The sequence below is a fragment of the Neorhizobium sp. LjRoot104 genome (assembly GCF_964253725.1).
In the GTDB taxonomy this organism is placed as follows: domain Bacteria; phylum Pseudomonadota; class Alphaproteobacteria; order Rhizobiales; family Rhizobiaceae; genus Neorhizobium.
Map to the genome: position 1 here is coordinate 800,795 of NZ_CAXURS020000002.1, position 18,637 is coordinate 819,431.

16 protein-coding genes are annotated in these 18,637 nt (G+C 61.4%); 11 read left to right on the plus strand and 5 right to left on the minus strand.

Annotated elements, in window-relative coordinates:
- Positions 1-33 precede the first annotated feature (33 nt).
- Both ACSQ8R_RS25955 and ACSQ8R_RS25960 read right to left on the minus strand, forming a co-directional pair.
- Positions 34-873 (minus strand): ABC transporter permease, encoded by an 840-nt coding sequence (locus tag ACSQ8R_RS25955; protein ID WP_436256216.1) that lies wholly within the window; start codon positions 871-873, stop codon positions 34-36.
- A gap of 10 nt (positions 874-883) precedes the next feature.
- Positions 884-1,804 carry an ABC transporter permease gene (locus ACSQ8R_RS25960; protein WP_436256217.1) on the minus strand — a complete coding sequence of 307 codons (921 nt, stop codon included), beginning with the start codon at positions 1,802-1,804 and terminating at the stop codon, positions 884-886.
- A gap of 125 nt (positions 1,805-1,929) precedes the next feature.
- Here ACSQ8R_RS25960 and ACSQ8R_RS25965 point away from each other — a divergent pair, with 125 nt between their 5' ends.
- From ACSQ8R_RS25965 to ACSQ8R_RS25975, 3 genes are all read left to right on the plus strand, one after another.
- Complete coding sequence (locus ACSQ8R_RS25965; protein ID WP_436256218.1) at positions 1,930-2,895, plus strand: LysR family transcriptional regulator; 966 nt, start codon at positions 1,930-1,932, stop codon at positions 2,893-2,895.
- 72 nt (positions 2,896-2,967) lie between these two features.
- Entirely contained in the window at positions 2,968-4,554 is a 1,587-nt protein-coding gene (locus tag ACSQ8R_RS25970) for a tannase/feruloyl esterase family alpha/beta hydrolase (RefSeq protein WP_436256219.1), read from the plus strand.
- Between the two features lie 332 nt (positions 4,555-4,886).
- Positions 4,887-5,147: a hypothetical protein gene (locus ACSQ8R_RS25975; protein ID WP_436256220.1), complete on the plus strand. Its 261-nt coding sequence runs from the start codon at positions 4,887-4,889 to the stop codon at positions 5,145-5,147.
- Between the two features lie 129 nt (positions 5,148-5,276).
- On the opposite strand, the gene gudD is transcribed toward ACSQ8R_RS25975, so the two are convergent.
- The gene (gene gudD / locus ACSQ8R_RS25980) at positions 5,277-6,653 is read right to left on the minus strand and encodes a glucarate dehydratase (RefSeq protein ID WP_436256221.1); all 1,377 of its coding nucleotides are present in this window, start codon (positions 6,651-6,653) and stop codon (positions 5,277-5,279) included.
- 169 nt (positions 6,654-6,822) lie between these two features.
- On the opposite strand from gudD, the gene ACSQ8R_RS25985 reads away from it, so the two are divergent.
- The gene (locus ACSQ8R_RS25985) at positions 6,823-7,545 is read left to right on the plus strand and encodes a FadR/GntR family transcriptional regulator (protein ID WP_436256222.1); all 723 of its coding nucleotides are present in this window, start codon (positions 6,823-6,825) and stop codon (positions 7,543-7,545) included.
- Between the two features lie 48 nt (positions 7,546-7,593).
- Here the strand turns inward: ACSQ8R_RS25985 and ACSQ8R_RS25990 are convergent, their stop codons facing one another.
- A complete protein-coding gene (locus tag ACSQ8R_RS25990; protein ID WP_436256223.1) occupies positions 7,594-8,358 on the minus strand; it encodes a GntR family transcriptional regulator in 765 nt (254 codons plus the stop codon).
- 116 nt (positions 8,359-8,474) lie between these two features.
- On the opposite strand from ACSQ8R_RS25990, the gene ACSQ8R_RS25995 reads away from it, so the two are divergent.
- The 6 genes from ACSQ8R_RS25995 to ACSQ8R_RS26020 are packed head-to-tail and all read left to right on the plus strand — an operon-like array spanning position 8,475 to position 16,064.
- Positions 8,475-9,788, plus strand: a complete 1,314-nt coding sequence (locus ACSQ8R_RS25995) for a M20 family metallopeptidase (protein WP_436257284.1) — start codon at positions 8,475-8,477, stop codon at positions 9,786-9,788.
- A gap of 19 nt (positions 9,789-9,807) precedes the next feature.
- Positions 9,808-11,358 carry an ABC transporter substrate-binding protein gene (locus ACSQ8R_RS26000; protein ID WP_436256224.1) on the plus strand — a complete coding sequence of 517 codons (1,551 nt, stop codon included), beginning with the start codon at positions 9,808-9,810 and terminating at the stop codon, positions 11,356-11,358.
- Between the two features lie 56 nt (positions 11,359-11,414).
- A complete protein-coding gene (locus tag ACSQ8R_RS26005) occupies positions 11,415-12,362 on the plus strand; it encodes an ABC transporter permease (protein ID WP_436256225.1) in 948 nt (315 codons plus the stop codon).
- The gene (locus ACSQ8R_RS26010) at positions 12,355-13,179 is read left to right on the plus strand and encodes an ABC transporter permease (protein ID WP_436256226.1); all 825 of its coding nucleotides are present in this window, start codon (positions 12,355-12,357) and stop codon (positions 13,177-13,179) included. Before ACSQ8R_RS26005 ends, ACSQ8R_RS26010 begins: the two co-directional genes overlap by 8 nt.
- A gap of 16 nt (positions 13,180-13,195) precedes the next feature.
- Complete coding sequence (locus ACSQ8R_RS26015) at positions 13,196-14,821, plus strand: dipeptide ABC transporter ATP-binding protein (RefSeq protein WP_436256227.1); 1,626 nt, start codon at positions 13,196-13,198, stop codon at positions 14,819-14,821.
- Between the two features lie 22 nt (positions 14,822-14,843).
- Positions 14,844-16,064 (plus strand): M20 family metallopeptidase, encoded by a 1,221-nt coding sequence (locus ACSQ8R_RS26020; protein WP_436256228.1) that lies wholly within the window; start codon positions 14,844-14,846, stop codon positions 16,062-16,064.
- Positions 16,065-16,153: 89 nt separating this feature from the next.
- Here ACSQ8R_RS26020 and ACSQ8R_RS26025 read toward each other — a convergent pair whose 3' ends face one another.
- Positions 16,154-17,161: a GntR family transcriptional regulator gene (locus ACSQ8R_RS26025; RefSeq protein WP_436256229.1), complete on the minus strand. Its 1,008-nt coding sequence runs from the start codon at positions 17,159-17,161 to the stop codon at positions 16,154-16,156.
- Between the two features lie 382 nt (positions 17,162-17,543).
- Here ACSQ8R_RS26025 and ACSQ8R_RS26030 point away from each other — a divergent pair, with 382 nt between their 5' ends.
- On the plus strand, positions 17,544-18,626 hold the full coding sequence (locus ACSQ8R_RS26030) for an Ldh family oxidoreductase (RefSeq protein ID WP_436256230.1): 1,083 nt from the start codon (positions 17,544-17,546) through the stop codon (positions 18,624-18,626).
- The last annotated feature ends 11 nt before the right edge of the window (positions 18,627-18,637 follow it).

Consider the following 18,637-nt stretch of genomic DNA (forward strand, 5'->3'; position numbering starts at 1 on the left):
CTTCCCTTGTTCATTTATGTTCGAGCGGCATTTTCAGGTTGTTCGGGCACGCAGCATCGGATCGAGGCGGTCACGCAGCCAGTCGCCGACGATGCTCATCGAAAGAGTGACGAGAAAAATGACCAGACCGGGCCAGACCGAGATCCACCAGGCGGTCGAGAGATAGTCGCGTCCGTCGCCCAGGATCTGGCCGAGGCTGGTCTGCGGGGCCTGGATGCCGAGCCCTAGGAAACTCAGCGAGGTTTCCAGAAGGATGATCTGCGGGAATGTCAGCGTCACCTGGACGATCAGCGCGCTCGCGACGTTCGGCAGCACATGCTTGAGATAGAGCCGGCCGTTGCCGGCACCGAGCGCGACGATCGCCTTGGCATAGGGCTGGTTGATTGCCGACAGCACCACGCCGCGTGAAAGGCGGGCATATTTTTCCCATCCGAACAGGCCCATCAGGATGATGAACAGTGTCATGCTGTTGCCGAAGAAGGCGAGCAGCGTCAGGGTGATGAGGATGAATGGCAGCGACGCCTGGAAATCGACCAGCATCATCAGCACTTCCTCGACCCAGCCGCGGAAATGCGCAGAGATGAAGCCGATGAGGGAGCCAAAGACGGCGCCGATGATCGTGCCGGCGATCGCCACCGATAGCGACATCTGCAGGCCGGCGATCACCCTTGCCACCATGTCGCGGCCGATGCGGTCGGTGCCGAGCGGGAAGCTCGGATTGCTGCCGGTCATGAAAGCCGGCGGCTTGAGGCGGGCGAGCAGGTTCTGCTGCGACATGCCGTGCGAGGTGAAAACATTGCCGACGATGGCGACGACGACCGTGATGGCGAGGATCGCGATGGCGAAAACGAGAATGGGGGAAACGCGCTTCATCCGTAGGCTCTCAATTCTGCACGCGGATGCGCGGGTCCAGGAGACCATAGAGCAGATCGACGACGAGGTTTGCCAGAACCATCGTCACCGCCATGATCAGCACAAGGCCCTGAACGACCGCAAGGTCGCGCGAGGAAACAGCCGTTACCAGCAGACGACCGACGCCCGGCCATGCGAACACGGTTTCCACGACGATGGCGCCGCCGATCAGTTCACCGAGATTGAGGCCGATGATAGTGACGAGCGGGATGCTGGCATTCGGCAGGGCGTGAAAAATGATGCGTTTCCAGTAACCGACACCTTTCGCCGCCGCCGCGCGGATATAGAGCTTGTCCAGCACTTCGAGCATCGCGGAACGGGTGAAGCGTGCGAGCGTGCCGGCCGTGAAGGTCGCAAGCGTGATGGCGGGCATGATCAGGTGCCAGACGGTGCCGGTACCGGAACTCGGAAGCCATTGCAGGCTCAACGAAAACAGCAGAATCATCAGGATGCCGAGGAAGAAGTTCGGCAGCGCGAAGCCGAAAACGGCCGTTGCCATGATCAGGTTGTCGAAGGTCGAGCCGCGCTTGATGGCGGCGATGATACCGGCCGGCACGCCGATCAGGATCGCGCCGATATAGGAGAAGAGGCCAAGGATCAGCGTCCACGGAACGCGCTCGGTGATGATGTCGATGACCTCGCGGCCGTCGCGGTAGGAAATGCCGAACTGGCCCGTCGCCATCTGGACGACGTAACGGAAATACTGGATCCAGAGCGGATCGTCGAGACGCCAGAGCTGGCGGAACTGCTCGACTTCCTCCGGCGTGGCATCGGCGCCAACAAGCGCCACGACCGGATCGCCTGACGTTCTCAGCACCACGAATACGAAAGTTACCACGAACCAAAGCGTCAGCAAAGTTCGCAGAATTTTTAACACCCAGAAACGCGTCATCACGCTCCGTTTCGGGAGCCGAAGCTCCAGCTGTTCCAATTCTTATTGTCGTTTTTTTGAAAACTAATCACGGGAATAGATTATTATCTATTACAAAATCGCGGGAGCATTGATATGTTTCCGATATGAAATACGGCATCGAGTTTCGTCACCTCCACTATTTCGCCTGTGTCGCGGAAGAACTGCATTTCAGCCGCGCCGCCGACAAGCTCGGCATGGCGCAGGCGCCGCTTAGTCAGCAGATACGGCAACTCGAAGATCGCCTCGGCACCAAGCTTTTCCGCCGTACGACGCGACGCGTGAAGCTGACGCCGGCCGGCGAGATCTTCCTGCGTCACGCTCAGGAAATCCTAGGCGGGATCGACAGGGCGGTCACGCATACCCGTTCCATTTCCGGTGACGATGGTGGAACGATTTCCGTCAGTGGCGTGCATGTTGCGCTATCGCATGTGCTGCCGTTGGTAATTTCGGACTTTCGAAAACGCTATCCGGCGATGACCGTCGACGTACAGGTGCTCGGGACGGCGCAGCAACTCGAACTGCTCCAGAGCAACAAGGTGCAGGTCGCCTTCATCCGCCCGACCAACCCGGCGGGTTTCCTGAAGACCGAGCATATCCTGCAGGAAGGTTTCGTGGCGGTGCTGCCTAGGGAACATCGGCTGGCGCAGAAGGAAAACCTGACGGTCAAGGATTTCGCCGGCGAGCCCATCATCACCTACGCCCCGACGGTTGGAGCGAGCTACTATCATGCGATCATGGGTGCATTGCGCCGCGCCGGCGTCTATCCGGTCATCGTGCAGGAGGTTTCGCATACTTTGGCTATTGGCACGCTGGTGGCGGCCGGCGTCGGGATTGCGATCGCTCCTTCCTGGCTCGCCCAGAATCCGAGTCCGTACCTCGTCTACAGGCGGCTCGACGACATCCCCGCCGAAGTCGAGTTACTCGTTGCCTGGCATGCGGAAGAAAAGTCGAAGATCGTGCTCGATTTCGTTGAGACGACGCGCCGTATTTCAACAATGAAGGACGTCAGAACCGCCATCAAGTGGCCGCTCCAGTCAATCCCGCAGACACTACCGGAATCGATCGACTGACGGCCGAAATAACCAATCGGGTCATGCTGGCTGCCTGCCGTTGATTGACAGGGAGCCTGAAATCTGGTGCGATTGTGGGGCGGCTTGAGGAGGCTGCGTCATGGAGGAGGACGATCGAATATGATCAGGCTGGTTGTTGCCACAGCTTTTGTTGCCCTTGCACCCGGTTTGACACCGGCCGTCGCCGCGGATCCTTCCCCCGAAGCCAAATGCTCGGCGGCGAAGAACCTTCAACTGGCCGCATTCGACATGAAGGTCGCGAGCGCCGATCACGTGACGGACAAGGAGCCGGCGCATTGCCTCGTCAGCGGGTCGTTCGAGCACCGCACCGGCGCGGACGGCAAGCCTTATGCCATCGGCTTTTCAATTGCCCTGCCGGACAATTGGACCGGAAGGTTCCTGGTCCAGGGCGGCGGAGGTCTGAATGGTGTCGTGCGGCCAGCCGCAGGGGACGTTGCCGCTGGAACGCAGAATGCTCTTTCTCGTGGTTTCGCTGTCATTTCGCACGATAGCGGCCACAAGGGCGAAGCTTGGGACGCCTCCTTCAGGGCGGATCAGATTGCCACGCTGAATTTCGCTGGCTGGTCGGTCGAGAAGGTAACCTTGCTCGGCAAGGCACTGGTCACCGCCTATTACGGCAAAGTCGCCGATCGCTCCTATTTCGCAGGGTGTTCGACCGGCGGGCGCGAGGCAATGGCCTCTGCGCAACGCTTTCCCACGTTGTTCGACGGCATTATCGCCGGGGCTCCCGCCATGCGCACAAGCCGTTCAAATATGTCGCTCGCCGCCAAGAACGTTGCGATGAACAAGATCTCCCCAACCGCCGCCGATGGCGCGCCGGACCGCTCGAAAGCCTTTTCGGATGCCGATCGCGATTTGGTCCTCAAAGGGATACTGAAGTCCTGTGATGGCCTTGACGGCCTCGAGGACGGAATGATCGCGAATACGGCTGCTTGTAAATTCGATCCGGCAACGCTCATTTGCCCTGCCGGCAAAACCGACGGTTGCCTTACGAAGCAGCAGGCGGACGTCGTGGCCCAGACGTTTTCACCGACGCTGGATGCGTCAGGCCGGCCCGCCTATGTGGCTTTCCCCTATGATACGGGGGTCATGAGCACGATAGATCCCATTCCAGGGCTTTTGCGGTTCGATGATAAGCGCAATCGGCAGTCCAAGAACAATGCCACGAGTTTTGATGTGGACGACGCCGTCGAGAAAGCCGACATCGGCGATCCGCAACAGCGGTTGATCAACGCCGATCAATGGACGGATCTCAGTTCCTTCGCGGCCCGGGGAAGCAAGATCATTTTCTTCCATGGCGTCAGCGATCCGTGGTTTTCATCGAACGATACGGTCGATTTCTTCAACCGGATGAGCACCGCGACCAAGACCGGCAAGCGGGTGGAGGACTGGGCCAAGCTCTATCTCGTTCCGGGCATGGCCCATTGCCGCGGCGGGCCTGCCGGTCTCGACCAGTTCGACATGTTAAGCAAGCTGGTCGATTGGGTAGAAAAGGATGAAGTCCCGCGAAGCGTCGAGGCTTCGGGCAAGGCTTTTCCCGGTCGGACCCGTCCGCTGTGTCCCTACCCGACCTACGCGCAATACAAAGGGGATGGGAATATCGACAGCGCGGCAAGTTTCGCCTGCCGGAACCAATAACTGGGTTCCCTGGCGTCGCGCGATTGAGGGCAAGCGACTGGATTCCGGACTCCAGTCGCGAGGCGGGACCATTGCTGATGGTGGGGGTCTTCCCGCATCGCCATCATTGTTCACCGCTCGTGATTCGCATATCCGCCAGACGATCTATTTCCGCGCTAACATGGGGAAGAATGGGACGCTCGCCGCGCAATGAGAGTTTGTCGTGGACATACCCCACTCGGAACCACCGAAAGGAGCAGCCGGACTTAGCCGCGCCTACGTCGTTTTCTCAATTTGAAATGATGCATTCTGCTCGATCTTATGGGGTATCCAAAGATGGCGTGGAGTTTTGAATGTTTTTGGTGACAGTCGCGGACAGTGACGATTTTTTTGCTGAAGGCATCAGGATTGAAAATGGAAGATTGTACACAATTGTAACTGATGGTGTCCGGTCGTTTAAGTTGTCAAGCGTGCTGGAAGTCGTGCCGGTCGAGCTGGAGAGCCGCAGCCCCGCAGAGCGGATCGAGGACGTGGTGGCGTCGATCAAAGATCTCTTTCGCATCGAGGCCGCTGATACAGGGCCAGATACCGGGAAAGTCTCTTCCAGACCTTGAGGCGGCTTGCCGAGGCTAAGCGAAATGGCGAGCAGTGTTCGTGCTTTCATGGTTCATCCTCCTCAATGATCCTTGACGCCGCCTCCTGATGATTGCCGCCGCGGCGCATGGCGGCCTGTAGCTCCGTCGTTAGCGCACAAGGCACGGCCGCTTGTTGTCGAACTGCCAGTCCTTGATGAGATATTGCATGGCAGTCGCGTCGTCGCGTGCGCCAAGCCCGTGTTTCAGGTAGAGTTGGTGGGCATCCTCGACGCGCTCCATGTCCAGCTCGATGCCGAGTCCCGGCCGATCCGGCACCGCGATATGTCCGTCCTCGATCTTCAGCGGCTCGCGGGTCAGCCGCTGGCCGTCCTGCCAGATCCAGTGGGTGTCGAGTGCAGTTACGCGTCCGGGTGCTGCCGCGCCCACATGGGTGAACATGGCCAGTGATACGTCGAAATGGTTGTTGGAGTGCGAGCCCCAGGTCATGCCGAAGGTCTGGCAGACCTGTGCGACCCGCACGGAGCCCTGCATGGTCCAGAAATGCGGGTCCGCGAGCGGGATGTCGACCGACTGCAACTGGATCGCGTGCGAGAGCTGACGCCAGTCGGTGGCCACCATGTTGGTGGCGGTGGGCAGGCCGGTGGCACGGCGAAATTCGGCCATGATCTCCCGGCCGGAGTAGCCCTGCTCGGCGCCGCAGGGGTCTTCCGCATAAGCGAGCACGTCGCCGCGCCCCTTGCAGAGGCGGACCGCCTCCTCCAGATACCAGGCGCCATTCGGGTCGAGGGTAACGCGCGCTTCGGGGAAGCGGCGAGCGATGGCCGTGACCGCCTCGATCTCCTCGTCGCCTCGTAGGACGCCGCCTTTCAGCTTGAAGTCACGAAAACCGTAGCGCTCCTGTGTCGCCTCGGCGAGTCGGACGATCGCTTCCGGCGTCAGCGCCTCCTCGTCGCGCAGCCGCAACCAGGCATCGGTCTCGCCCTTACCGTCACGATAGAGGAGATCTGTCTTTCGGCGATCACCGACGTAGAAGAGGTAACCGAGCATTTCGACCCGGTCGCGCTGCTGGCCGTCGCCGAGAAGGGCTGCCACGGGCACGCCCAGATGCTGGCCGAGAAGGTCGAGCAGCGCCGATTCCAGCGCAGTCACCACATGGATCGTCGTTCGCAGATCGAAGGTCTGTAACCCGCGGCCGCCGCTGTCACGGTCGCCGAAAGTCGTCCGCACCTGGTCCAGCAGGCCGTTATAACCACCGATCGTCTGGCCGATCAGGAGAGGGCCGGCTTCCTCGATCGTCTGACGGATCGTCTCGCCGCCTGGAACCTCGCCGATGCCTACATGACCCGAATCATCTTCGATGATCGCGAGGTTGCGGGTGAAGAAGGGGGCATGCGCGCCGCTGAGGTTGAGCAACATACTGTCCCGTCCAGCAACCGGGATCGCCCGCACCGAAACGATGTGCGGCGTATGTCGGGCGAGATGGCTGTTTACGACAGGTGTCGATGAATTCGGCTCGATAAGCATCCGGTCCTCTGCAATGTCGGGCGTTTTTCAGGTCATGCGGGTTTCTGGCTGCCTTGGCCTGGTCGTCCTCAGCTAAATCGCGCAAGTGAACTCATTTGTCAATATAAGTAAATATTAGTCATTATGCGATCCTATTGGAAAGGTCGAAGACAGGGGATAGGATGCGGCGATGGATGAGATAAGTCAGCAAACGCGCGTCCTTATGGACCTCTCGTCGCATGTGCTCGCCCGGCTCGAAGCAATGCTGGAGGCGCCGGCCTGGCAAGGGGGCGGGCGCCTGCCTCCTGAGGCGGAACTCGCCCGTCAATTCGGCGTGTCGCGTCCGGTCCTGCGAAAGGCGCTGGTGAAGATGCGTGACGCCGGTCGGATCATTTCCCGGCGAGGTTCAGCCAATTTCGTGCAGCCTCGGGCGGAGGTCGTGCCGTCGGCTGCCGATATTCAGGGGCTGTCGATCCAGACGGTGTTCGACATGAAGCGCTGCATGCGGTTTCGCGAGGTGGTGGAATGCGCGGCAGCGGAGGATGCGGCGCGGCTTTGTGATCCCGAAGCCATTCGGGGCATAGAGGAGGCCCATCGGCGGATGCTGACCCTGCCGCCGGGAGAGGGCGTGTTTGAAGCAGACTTCGCCTTTCACATGGCCGTGGCGCAAGCCACTCGCAACCCGTATTTCCCCTTTGCGCTCGGTACGATGCGCAACCAGATCAAGCTGATGATGGAGTTCACCCGCAAACTGCAGGAACGGCCGCCCGACCAGATGGCGCCGCGTGTCGTCGAGGAGCATCGCAGCGTCCTTGAGGCCATCAAGGCTGGCAACCCGGCGCAGGCATATGAGATCATGAGTTTTCACATGAAGCAGAGCGTCATTCGACTTCTCGTTGAGGACGACGCGTGAAGTGACATCGATGCCGTTCCACCGGAATTGCTCAACGCGCGCGGATACTCATTGTACCTCGTTGACATATCTATGATGCGCGGTCGTCGCGCGATGAGCGGATATAAGAACGGGAACCGCGAGTTGATCATAGGCGACCTCGTCGATCGTCAGAACGGCAGCGGGTAGGGCCAGATCCAGCCACCGGGCATCGAAATCGTTCGCGAGATCGGCTCCGATTTGCTCGCGTATGGCCGAAATGCGGATTCCATAATTTTCCAGCAGATGCAGGTAGAAGAGCTGGGGGATTTCCTCTTCCCTCTCCGGAAAGTCCGGAACCCGTTCGCCGGAAAGCGTCAGCGTCTCGTGCATGATCGGACGCTCGTCGACGTAGCGCACCCGGTGAAAGGTGACGATCGGCGATCCTTCGTCGATCTGAAGTTTCCGGGCATCAGCCGCGGATGCACGGCTCCTGGCGAGCGAAGTCACCTTCGTGACCGATTTGCTGAGCGAGCCATCCAGCCCGTGCAGTCGAAAATACTGAAAAAACAGTCGCAGGCTGTGCTGCGGCTTGCGGCCTGTCACGACGGTGCCGGTCTTGCGGCGACGGCTGAGAAGGCCGTCATTGGTGAGATCCATCAACGCTCGACGGATTGTCCCTACGGCCACGCCGTAGGTTTGCGACAGCGCCACTTCGCTGGGCAGAACCGAGCCCGGTTGCAGTTTGCCAAGCATGATCGCTTCGGTGATCTGTCGTTTGACTACTTCATAGAGCGGCAAGGACAGTTCCGTCAGCTTGATCACTCCTGATGAATTATTGGGCACTTCCGGCAATGATTTGCCTCTTCTTTGGAGTTGACTCAGGGTCTCGATCTACGCAGTATTACTATATAGTTTATATTAAAGCGCAAGCTGGGGAGGCGGGCGCGACGGGTACCGAGGACACTGCCATGAACACGCCGCAACCAGCTTCTTCGCAACAGATCCTTCAACCTGCCATGGCAGCGATTGAACTGGATGTCGAGGTTGCTGTCGATGATCTGGCCCGGATGATCGAAGTCGATACCTCATTCCCGCCGGGTCTGGGCTACGGCGCTTTTGCGGATCTGATGGCCGAACTTCTTTCGCCGTTGGGGTTTGAGTTCGAGCGGATCGTCGTGCCGCGTGCTCTCTGGTACGTAGCCGGCGGGCCGGCTTCCGGCGAACGGACCAACCTCATTGCCACCCGCGAATCGGGAAAGCCTGTCTGCGGTCTTTACTATCATGTCGATACGGTGCCGCCCGCGCCGGGCTGGATGCGAGATCCGCTGAAGCTGACGGTCGAGGGTGACGATCTGTTCGGGCTGGGCGCTGCGGATATGAAGGGCACGATCGCGGCAACCCTGCTGGCACTGCGGGCCGCTAAGAAATGCGGTCTGCCTCTGTATTACGATCCGATGCTGCTCCTCTGCACCGATGAGGAGGGAGGCTTATATCCCGGCATTCGCTATCTGGCGGAGCAGGGCATGTTGAAAGGTCACATCCTCAATTTCAACGGGTCCGCGGCGCCGCGCATCTGGGCGGGTTGCTTTGGCGTCTTCCATCTGCAGGTGACGATCAGGGGGCACGCCGTTCATGCGGGGGAAGGCAATCGTACCGGCGCGGGCATCAACGCTATCGAAGGCGCCTTGCCCTTGCTCAATGCCCTGACAGCATTGAAGCCGGCCGTGGCCAGCCGGGCATCCGCACTGAGGCCGCCACCGCACGCTTCGGGTCCGCTGCGACCCCAGCTTTCCATTTCGGCCGTCAACGGCGGCACCGCCGGCGGGCAGGTTCCGGCTGAGATCAAGATTCTGGTGAGCAGGCGTTATGCCCCGGAAGAGAGCTATGAGAATGCCCGCGCCGAAATTGAGAGCCTGATCCGCGACAGCGTTGCCGGCACCGGGTTGGGGCTCGAAATGGACCTTGTCGGACACCTCATCCCGACGGACGATCCGGAAGGTCCCCATTGGCCGCGCTGGCAAAAGGCGCTGTCGCTCGGCTTCGGCTATAAGCCGGAAGACTTTCAGAAATGGGGCGCCGCAAGCTGTTCCGACTTCGGCTACGTGCAGAAGTCCGGCTTTGCGCAGGAGGTGCTGCTGGGCGGCCTCGGCCGACCGGAAAGCTGCATCCACAGTCCTGAGGAGCATACCACCCGTCAGGACGTCATCGCCCTGGCGAAAAGCATACTGGCCTATCTGGCGGCGGACTTTGCCGCCGATTCCATTCCTGAAAACCGCGTCTGAAACATAAGGGAACTAAAAAATGCTGGAAATGAAACGTCGATTCTTCCTCGCCGGCACCGCCGCCGTCTTTGCCGCTCCGGCGCTCGGCCTGGCGCAGACCGCAAAGCCGGCCAAGGGCGGTACGTTGCGTATCTCGGTGGATCAGGCCGCAAGCGTCATCCATCCGCTGCTGACGCGCGTAAACCCGGAATACCTGGTGACCGAACTGCTCTACAGCAACCTGACACGCCTGAAGGTCGACATGTCCGTCGAGCCGGACCTGGCCGAAAGCTGGACGCCCAATGACGGCTTGACCGAATGGACGTTCAAGCTGCGCAAGGGCGTCACCTTCCATGACGGCTCGCCGTTCACGGCGAAGGACGTCGTCGCTACGTTCAAGACGATCCTCGATCCGGCGACCGCGTCGCCCGGCCGCAACAATGTCGGTCCGATCACCGACATCGTCGCTGTCGATGACACCACGGTCCTGTTCAAGCTGTCCGGCGCTTATGCCGACTTGCCTGTCGCCATGGCCTACACCAACGCGCGCATCATCCCGGCCGCGATCGCCACCGGCGACCTCAAGAGCCTGTCCACCAAGGCTGTCGGCACCGGTCCGTTCAAGCTTGTTTCCTACGAGCCGGACCGCCTGATCGTCGTCGAACGCAACCCGAACTATTACGACCCGGCACGCCCCTATCTCGATCGTATCGAAGTCCAGGTCTTCCCGGATATCTCGGCTGAAGGCTCGGCGATGATCGCCGGCAATATCGACATCATCTCGACGTTGCAGCCAACCGAATACCTGCGTCTAGACGGCAATGACGGGGTCAACGTCCTGCGCACGCCGTCCGGCCAGTTCTGCAACATCAACTTCGGTTGCGACACCGCCCCGTTCAACGATCCGCGCGTCCGCCGCGCGATTGCGCTCACGGTCGATCGCGAAGCCATGGTCAACTTCGTTACCGAAGGTTTTGGCACGCCGGGCAACGATACGCCGCTGAACCCGTCCTACCAGTTCTTCAAGCCTGCCAAGCAGCGTCAGAAGAATATCGCCGAGGCCAAGAAGCTGCTCGCCGAGGCCGGTTTCCCCGAGGGGCTGGAAGCCACGCTGATTGCGTCCGACCGCCCGGCCGTGCGCACGCAGCTTGCTGTCGCCCTCAAGGAAATGGCCAAGGAAGCCGGCATCACCATCAACGTCCAGACGATGCCGCATGCCACCTATCTCGAGCAGGTCTGGAAGAAGGGCAGCTTCTACGTCGGCTTCTACAACATGCAGCCGACGCCGGACGGCATCTTCAAGCTCCTCTACACATCTGATGCCTCCTGGAACGAGACGCGCTGGAACAACAAGGCCTTCGATGCCCTGGTCGCCGAAGCGCGCGGAACGATCGATGCCACCAAGCGTACCGAGCTCTACACCAAGGCGCAGGAACTGATGAACGAGGAAGTGCCCTCCATCATCCCGTCGTTCTTCGACGTGCTTTCGGCCAAGCGCAGCTGGGTTAGCGGCTACGAAGCGCACCCGCGCGCCTCCGTCTTCCGTCTTGACTACGCCTCCCTGACCGACAAGGCGCCCAAGCGCGGCTGACCCGAACAATGCCGGACGCTCTTTGAGCGTCCGGCCATTCAACAAGGAACACGACCGTGTCCCCGAACTACATAGCCAAGCGGCTGGTGATGATCGTCTATACGCTCTTCATCGTATCGCTCATCGTCTTTGCCATCACGCAGATTCTGCCGGCCGACGCCGCCGTCATGATGCTGGGTGAGAATGCAACACAGGACGCTCTCGCTGCGCTGCGTGAAAACATGGGGCTGAACGCCCCCGTGTGGCAGCAATACGCAACCTGGCTCGGCCATGTGCTGCAAGGGGATCTCGGCACCTCGCTGCGCACCGGCCAGCCCGTCGGGCCGGTCATGTTCGAAGCCCTCGGCCGCTCGCTGCTTCTGGCCTTCCTGTCGATCGGCCTCATGCTGGTTCTCGCCATTCCGCTCGGCATCATCGCCGCCGTCCGTCGCGGAAAGATCGCCGACATGGTTGTCAGCCTGATCTCCTATGCCGGCGTGGCGCTTCCCGAATTCGTCACGGCGACCGTTGCGGTGCTCGTTTTTGCCGACCTGATGAAATGGCTGCCACCGACCGGTTATGTGCCGCTTACCGAAAATTTCGCCAGCGGCATCGCTCATCTGGTCCTGCCGGTCTGTGTCATCTCGGTGATCCTGATCGCCCACGTCTCGCGGATGGTCCGCTCGGAACTCGTCGATGTCCTGCACACCGATTACATCCGTGCCGCACGGTTGAAGGGAATTTCACGCGGAGCCGTGCTTCGCCGCCACGCGCTGCGCAACGCTCTGTTGCCGACCATCACCATCGTTGCGCTCGATGTCGGTTACCTGCTTGGGGGCGTTATCGTCGTCGAAGAGATCTTTGCCATTCCAGGCATCGGCCGCCAGTTGATCGTGGCGATCCAGGCGCGTGACCTGCCGGCTATCCAGGCGGGCGTGCTGATCATGGCGGCCACTTATTCGATCGTCAATTTCATTGCCGACATCCTCTATGCCTGGCTCGACAAGAGGATCCAGTATGACTGATTTCATCAAACGCCTCCTGCGCACGCCGCAGGGCGCCATCGGCATGTTCCTCGTCCTTTTGGTCCTGGTGATCGTGCTGTTCGGACCAATGATCGCGCCGCACGACCCTGAAACGCTTGCACCGCTTACGCGATACAAGGGGCCGAGCGCCGCCTTCTGGCTGGGAACGGATCAATACGGCCGCGACATTTTCAGCCGCCTGCTGATCGGCGCCCGCGCCACCGTCGTCATGGCCGTGCTCGCAACCATCGCCGGCACGCTCATCGGCGCCTTCATCGGCACCACCTCGGCCTTTCTTGGCGGCCGTGCGGACGAATTGATCATGCGCACCATCGATGCCGTCATGTCGATCCCGAGCCTGCTGTTTGCGCTTCTGGTGGTCAACCTCCTCGGTTCGAGCACGATCAACGCGCTGATCGCCGTCGCCATCGCTTTTGCGCCGGGCATGGCCCGTATCACCCGAAGCGTCGCGCTGTCGGTGCGCAAGCAGGATTATGTCAATGCGGCGGTCGCCCGTGGCGAGAGCTCCGCCTACATCATCCTGCGGGAAATGCTGCCGAACGTCATCGCGCCGATCATTGTCGAGATGACCATCCGTGTCTCTTTCGCGGTCATGCTGTTTGCGACGCTGAGTTTCCTCGGTCTCGGCGCGCAGCCGCCGGCGGCCGAATGGGGCCTGATGGTCTCGGAGGCGCGTCGTTACATGCACCTGAGTGCCGGCATTCTGATCTGGCCGAGCGTGGCGATCGCTGTCGTCGCCGTCGGCTTCAACCTTCTGGGCGACGGTCTCCGCGATGCCCTCAATCCGCGAACCTGAGGTCAAGGCCATGACAATGACACCAGACACCCCGGTTCTCGCGATCGAGAACTACTCGCTGGATTACCATACGGCCTCAGGCGTCTTCCATGCGCTCAAGAACATCGATCTCACTGTCCGCCGCGGCGAGATCCTCGGACTGGTCGGCGAGTCCGGTTCCGGCAAGACATCGCTTGCCTGGTCGATCATGCGCTATCTCCCCAAGAACGCCCGCGAACCCGCTGGCCGCATCCTGCTGAGCGGTGAGAACCTGCTCGAAAAGACCGATGCCCAGATCGAGGCGTTTCGTGGACGGCGCATCAGCATGGTGTTCCAGGATCCGAGCACGTCGCTCAACCCGACCCTGTCGCTCGGCACCCAGCTCGCCGAGGTGCTGGTGCGACATCGCGGACTGACACGGCAGCAGGCCTGGAAGGAAGGCGAGGCGATGCTTGACCGCGTCGGCCTCAAGACACCGGGAGCGATGATGAACCGCATGCCGCACGAGGCATCGGGCGGCGAAAAGCAGCGCGTTGTCATTGCTTCCGCTTTTGCCTGTAATCCCGAATGCATCATCTTCGACGAACCGACGACGGCGCTCGACGTCATCACCTCATGCCAGATCCTCGACCTGTTCGTGGAACTGCAGGCCGAGACCGGTGTCGCCTCGCTCTACATTTCCCACGACCTGGCGCTGGTGTCGCGCACGGCCAGCCGCGTCGCCGTCATCCGTCGGGGCGACATCGTCGAGCAGGGCGCAGTGCGTGACATCTTCGCCAATCCGCAGCAGGATTATACCCGCGAGCTGATCGCGGCGGTTCCTGACCCGGCCCACAGGCTGGTCGGCGATACCGCCGTTGAAACAGACACGCCGCTGGTGCGGGTCGAAGACGTCAGCGTTCATTATGGCCGCCAGCCGTTCCTGGCGGCACTGACCGGCCGTAAGACGGAACGTGTCGCCGGCAATAACGCCATCAGCCTCAGTGTCAATCCCGGCGAAATTCTCGGCATCGTCGGCGAGTCCGGCTCCGGCAAATCGACACTGGCGAAGGCGATGACAGGCCTCAATCGCTTCGAGGGCAAGATCTGGTTCGACGGTCGCGAGATCAGGAACCTGGGCGACATGGACAATGCCTATCGCAAGGATGTGCAGATCATCTTCCAGCATCCCGACGCGTCGCTCAATCCCCGCCAGAAGATCAGCGAGATCCTGTCGCGGCCGCTCAAGCTGTTCGGGGATGCCTCCAATCTCGACCAGAAGATCGGCGACATGCTGGAACAGGTTCGCCTACCGCGCGCCCATGCACAGCGTTATCCCCACCAGCTGTCAGGCGGTGAGAAACAGCGCGTGGCAATCGCCCGCGCCTTTGCCTCGAAGCCAAAACTGGTCATCTGCGACGAAATCACGTCGGCGCTCGACGTATCGGTGCAGGCGTCGATCGTCCAGCTGCTGCTGGAATTGCAGAAGGCCAGCGGTACCGCCTACCTGTTCATCACCCACGACCTCAACCTTATCCGCCAGATCGCCCACCGGATTGCGGTGATGTATCGCGGCAATCTCGTCGAGATCGCACCGGCGGCGGATATCGATAGCCCGGATCGCGCCGAATACACGCGCCGCCTGATCGAGGCGGTACCACGCGCGGCCGGCCAATATGTATGACAATGCATCAAGGAGCATGACAATGGACCCGAAGTCCCTGGTGGATCGGATCGACGAAAAGGCCTGCCTCGATTTCCTGTCGAAGATGGTCCAGCACAAGAGCCATTCGGAAACCGATGGCGAGCGCGATCTCGCGCGCTACATGGCCGGCGAGCTGGAAAAGATCGGGGTCGAAGCCGAACTCCAGCCGTTCGACGAAGGCCGGCGCTTCAATACGATCGGACGCCTCAAGGGCACCGGTGGCGGCAAGAGCCTGTTGTTCAACGGCCATCTCGACACCAACCCGGTGACGGAAGGTTGGACGGTTGATCCCTACGCCGGGCTCGTCGATGACAAGTTCATCTATGGTATCGGCGTGTCGAACATGAAGGCCGGCGACGCCGCCTATTTCTGCGCCGTCAAGACGCTGCTTGATGCCGGCGTCAAGCTCAAGGGGGACGTTATTCTCACCTTCGTTGTCGGCGAACTGCAGGGCGGCGTCGGCACGCTTGCGGCGATCAGGCACGGCGTCAAGGCGGACTATTTCGTCAACAGCGAGCCGAGCGACCTCGTCGCCGTCACCATGCATGCGGCAGCCCTCAGCTACGTCATCGAACTGACCGGCGATACGCGTCATCTCTCCAAGCGGGAAGAATCCGTCGATGCCATCGCGGCGGCCTGCGATATCATTCCGCGCATCAATGCGATGACCTTCAGCGGCGCCAGGAGCGACGTGCACCGGTCGATCAACCGCGGCCATGTCGGCGTGGTTCACGGCGCGCTCGGCCGCAGCCTCGAGGAATGGCGTCCGCCGCAGGTGGCGGATTTCGTCCGCCTCAAGGGCTCCTGCCGTTATGCGCCGGGCCAGACCCAGGAAGGCGTGCTGGCCGATCTCGAGAGGGAGCTGGCGGCGCTTGAAGGCCGGTTCCCCGGCCTCAAGGCCAAGCTGGTTCCGGAACTGATCGAGGGCCGCCCGCTGATGCCGCCCTTCGAGGTCTCGCCGACATCGCGCATCGTCAAATCGATCAACGCGGCCTATGAAGCGGTACGCGGCGAAAAGCAGCCGACGGGTGCGATCACGCCGACCCGTTTCTACGGTACCGATGCCGGCCACCTCTACAAGGAACTCGGGATGGAAGGTATCGTCTGCGGCCCCGGCGGCCGTTACAACACCATGCCCGACGAACGTGTCGACATCGTCGACTATCTCGACATGATCCGCGTCTACATGCTGACCATCCTCGATATCTGCGAGGTTGCTTAGTGAATGGAGGTGTTCGGCTGAGAGGAGCCCGCGGCGTGTTCCGGGACGGCCCATCGGTCCTGATATAGCGTGCCTGCCGCGGTGGAGGTTCAGTCGAGCTTTTCCAGATAAGGCAGGTCATGCGGATGCACATCGCGCGTCACCCGCGTGATGCGGTCGATCGCCCTCTGACGCGAAATCTGCAGGTGCCCTCGCAGCGAGGCTGCGGCGTCTCCCACCCTGCCGGCCTGAAGTCGCTCGATGATTTCCATGTGTTCCGGCAGGAAAGGCTCCGAGCCGAACAACCGCGGCATCCACTGGTAGAGAAACCGATGCGCGACCAGCAGCGCCTGCGGCTGGCCGATCGCCTGCATTAGCGTGCGGTTGTCGCAATGGCCGAGCAGGGTGACATGCAGTTCCTCCTCCAGCCGGTCGAGATCCTGGCCCGCAAGCTGGGCCGCGTTGTCCATGGCGGATTGCAAATGCTCGCGCATGGCGGCAAGGTCTTCGGGCGAAACCCTTGCCGCCGCCTTTTCCAGTGCGACGGGCTCCAGCAGCCAGCGCAGTTCGTAGAGTTCACCGACGTGATCCGGCGTCATGGCCGGCGCGACCCAGCGGGCCCGCTCATCCTTGCGGACGATCCCACGTTGCTGCAGCCGACCGACGACATCGCGCGCCACCGTGCGGCTGACGCCGTATGAGCGTGCCAGTTCTGCTTCGTTGACGCGCCAGCCGGCGAAGAAACATCGCGCGGCGATCTCGCTTTCCACTTCGCCATAGATTCTCTCCCAGCTCGACAACTGGGTAGGGCGCAGGTCATCCACCACATTGAAAAACGTTGCCGGCAGCACTGCTTTTCCCAGCGCCGAGGCGCTTACCCGGTAGCCGCGGCCGGCCGATTTCTCGATAAGTCCATCGCGCTCCAACTCTGCCAGAGCTTGCCTTGCCGGCGCCCGACTGACGCCGAACTGCTCGGCGATCGAGCTTTCGGTGATGCGCCTGCCCGGCGGAAGCGCGCCCTGCGATACCTGTCCGGCGATGATCTCGTAGACCTGCCGGTAGAGGCGAGGTGCAGCGCCACCTGCAACTTTCGGCCGGCGCTCCTTCCCAATGGGCATGCGCCTGTCCACCATCGTGCCTCCCTGCGTCCGGCCCACTTTGAGATCGGGTCGTTTCCAACGCTGCCTGTCGAGGGATGAAACTATCAGGTCGAATGCACCCCTTCAATTCGTCGGGATCAGGGTCGAACCGAAGCTCGTCACTTCCTGACTCAAAAACGGTCTTGCCAAATATAATCAAACGTCTAGTGTGTACATCAGACGTTTTGGAGACACATTACCGGCGTGCCGAAGCGGGCTGCCTATGGCGCAAGCAAGGCGGCCGATCTGGAAAAGATGCGGCACGGCTTCATTTCCCGCCGCTCGACAGGCGGCCATTTTTCAGCGATGAGGCAGCATTCATGACCGGCCAGTTACTCGTGATCGACGGAGGACAGACGTTTTGAGCCCGACTTCAGCCGCCGAGGAAACAGTCCATGCGGCAATCGACGATGTCGAGCGGTTCTGCCGCGCGGTTTTTCTCGCCGCCGGGACCGATGAGCCGACCGCGGATGCAGCGACCCGCGCAATGATGCATGGCTCGCGGCTCGGCGTGGACAGCCATGGCGTGCGCCTGCTCGACCATTATATCACCGCGATGACCGGTGGCCGGGTGAACAAGCGTCCGAACATGACGGTGACGCAGTCCGTGCCTGCGGTGGCCTTGCTCGACGCGGATCACGGCCACGGGGCGCTTGCCGCCTATCGCGCCATGGACGAGGCGATCGAGCTTGCCGAGACATGCGGCATAGGCGCCGTGTCGATCCGCAACAGCTCGCATTTCGGCCCGGCCGGTGCCTATGCGCTGGATGCGGCGCAGAGAGGTTATATCGGCGCCGCTTTTTGCAATTCGGACAGTTTCGTGCGCCTGCACGACGGAGCGATGCGGTTCCACGGCACCAATCCGATCGCGTTTGCCGTGCCGGTCACTGGCCAAAGGCCCTGGCTGCTCGACATGGCGACGAGCGCCATTCCCTATAACCGTGTAAAGCTCTACCGCAGCCTCGGCCGTGAGCTTCCAGCTGGCGTCGCCTCGGATGTCGATGGCCGCGACATCGGTGATCCGTCGCTGGCGGAGATGCTGGCGCCTGTCGGTGGCGAGTTCGGTTTCAAGGGCGCGGGGCTGGCGGGCCTGGTGGAAATCCTGAGTGCGGTCCTGTCGGGCATGCGGCTGAGCTTCGATCTTCTGCCGATGAACGGCCCGGATTTTTCCACCCCCCGCGCTCTTGGCGCTTTCGTATTGGCCATGAAGCCCAGCGCCTTCCTGCCCGAAGACCTCTTCACCGCCGGAATGCAGCGTTACGTCGAGGTGTTGCGCTCTTCGCCGCCGCGCGAGGGCATGCGGGTAATGGCACCGGGCGACCGGGAATGGATTGTCGCCGAAGAGCGCCAACAGCGTGGTGTTCCACTGGATCCGGAAACGCGGGTGGCGTTCGCGAAGCTTGGCGAACGCTTCAGGCTGGAGATCCCCGCGCCTCTGCCGTGAAGGCAGTCTAC

Excerpts from the sequence above, each read along its gene's own strand:
- ACSQ8R_RS25955 (WP_436256216.1), bottom strand. The coding sequence starts at position 873 with ATGAAGCGCGTTTCCCCCATTCTCGTTTTCGCCATCGCGATCCTCGCC.
- ACSQ8R_RS25960 (WP_436256217.1), bottom strand. The coding sequence starts at position 1,804 with ATGACGCGTTTCTGGGTGTTAAAAATTCTGCGAACTTTGCTGACGCTT.
- ACSQ8R_RS25965 (WP_436256218.1), top strand. The coding sequence starts at position 1,930 with ATGAAATACGGCATCGAGTTTCGTCACCTCCACTATTTCGCCTGTGTC.
- ACSQ8R_RS25975 (WP_436256220.1), top strand. The coding sequence starts at position 4,887 with ATGTTTTTGGTGACAGTCGCGGACAGTGACGATTTTTTTGCTGAAGGC.
- gudD (WP_436256221.1), bottom strand. The coding sequence starts at position 6,653 with ATGCTTATCGAGCCGAATTCATCGACACCTGTCGTAAACAGCCATCTC.
- ACSQ8R_RS25985 (WP_436256222.1), top strand. The coding sequence starts at position 6,823 with ATGGATGAGATAAGTCAGCAAACGCGCGTCCTTATGGACCTCTCGTCG.
- ACSQ8R_RS25995 (WP_436257284.1), top strand. The coding sequence starts at position 8,475 with ATGAACACGCCGCAACCAGCTTCTTCGCAACAGATCCTTCAACCTGCC.
- ACSQ8R_RS26000 (WP_436256224.1), top strand. The coding sequence starts at position 9,808 with ATGCTGGAAATGAAACGTCGATTCTTCCTCGCCGGCACCGCCGCCGTC.
- ACSQ8R_RS26010 (WP_436256226.1), top strand. The coding sequence starts at position 12,355 with ATGACTGATTTCATCAAACGCCTCCTGCGCACGCCGCAGGGCGCCATC.
- ACSQ8R_RS26015 (WP_436256227.1), top strand. The coding sequence starts at position 13,196 with ATGACACCAGACACCCCGGTTCTCGCGATCGAGAACTACTCGCTGGAT.
- ACSQ8R_RS26020 (WP_436256228.1), top strand. The coding sequence starts at position 14,844 with ATGGACCCGAAGTCCCTGGTGGATCGGATCGACGAAAAGGCCTGCCTC.
- ACSQ8R_RS26025 (WP_436256229.1), bottom strand. The coding sequence starts at position 17,161 with ATGCCCATTGGGAAGGAGCGCCGGCCGAAAGTTGCAGGTGGCGCTGCA.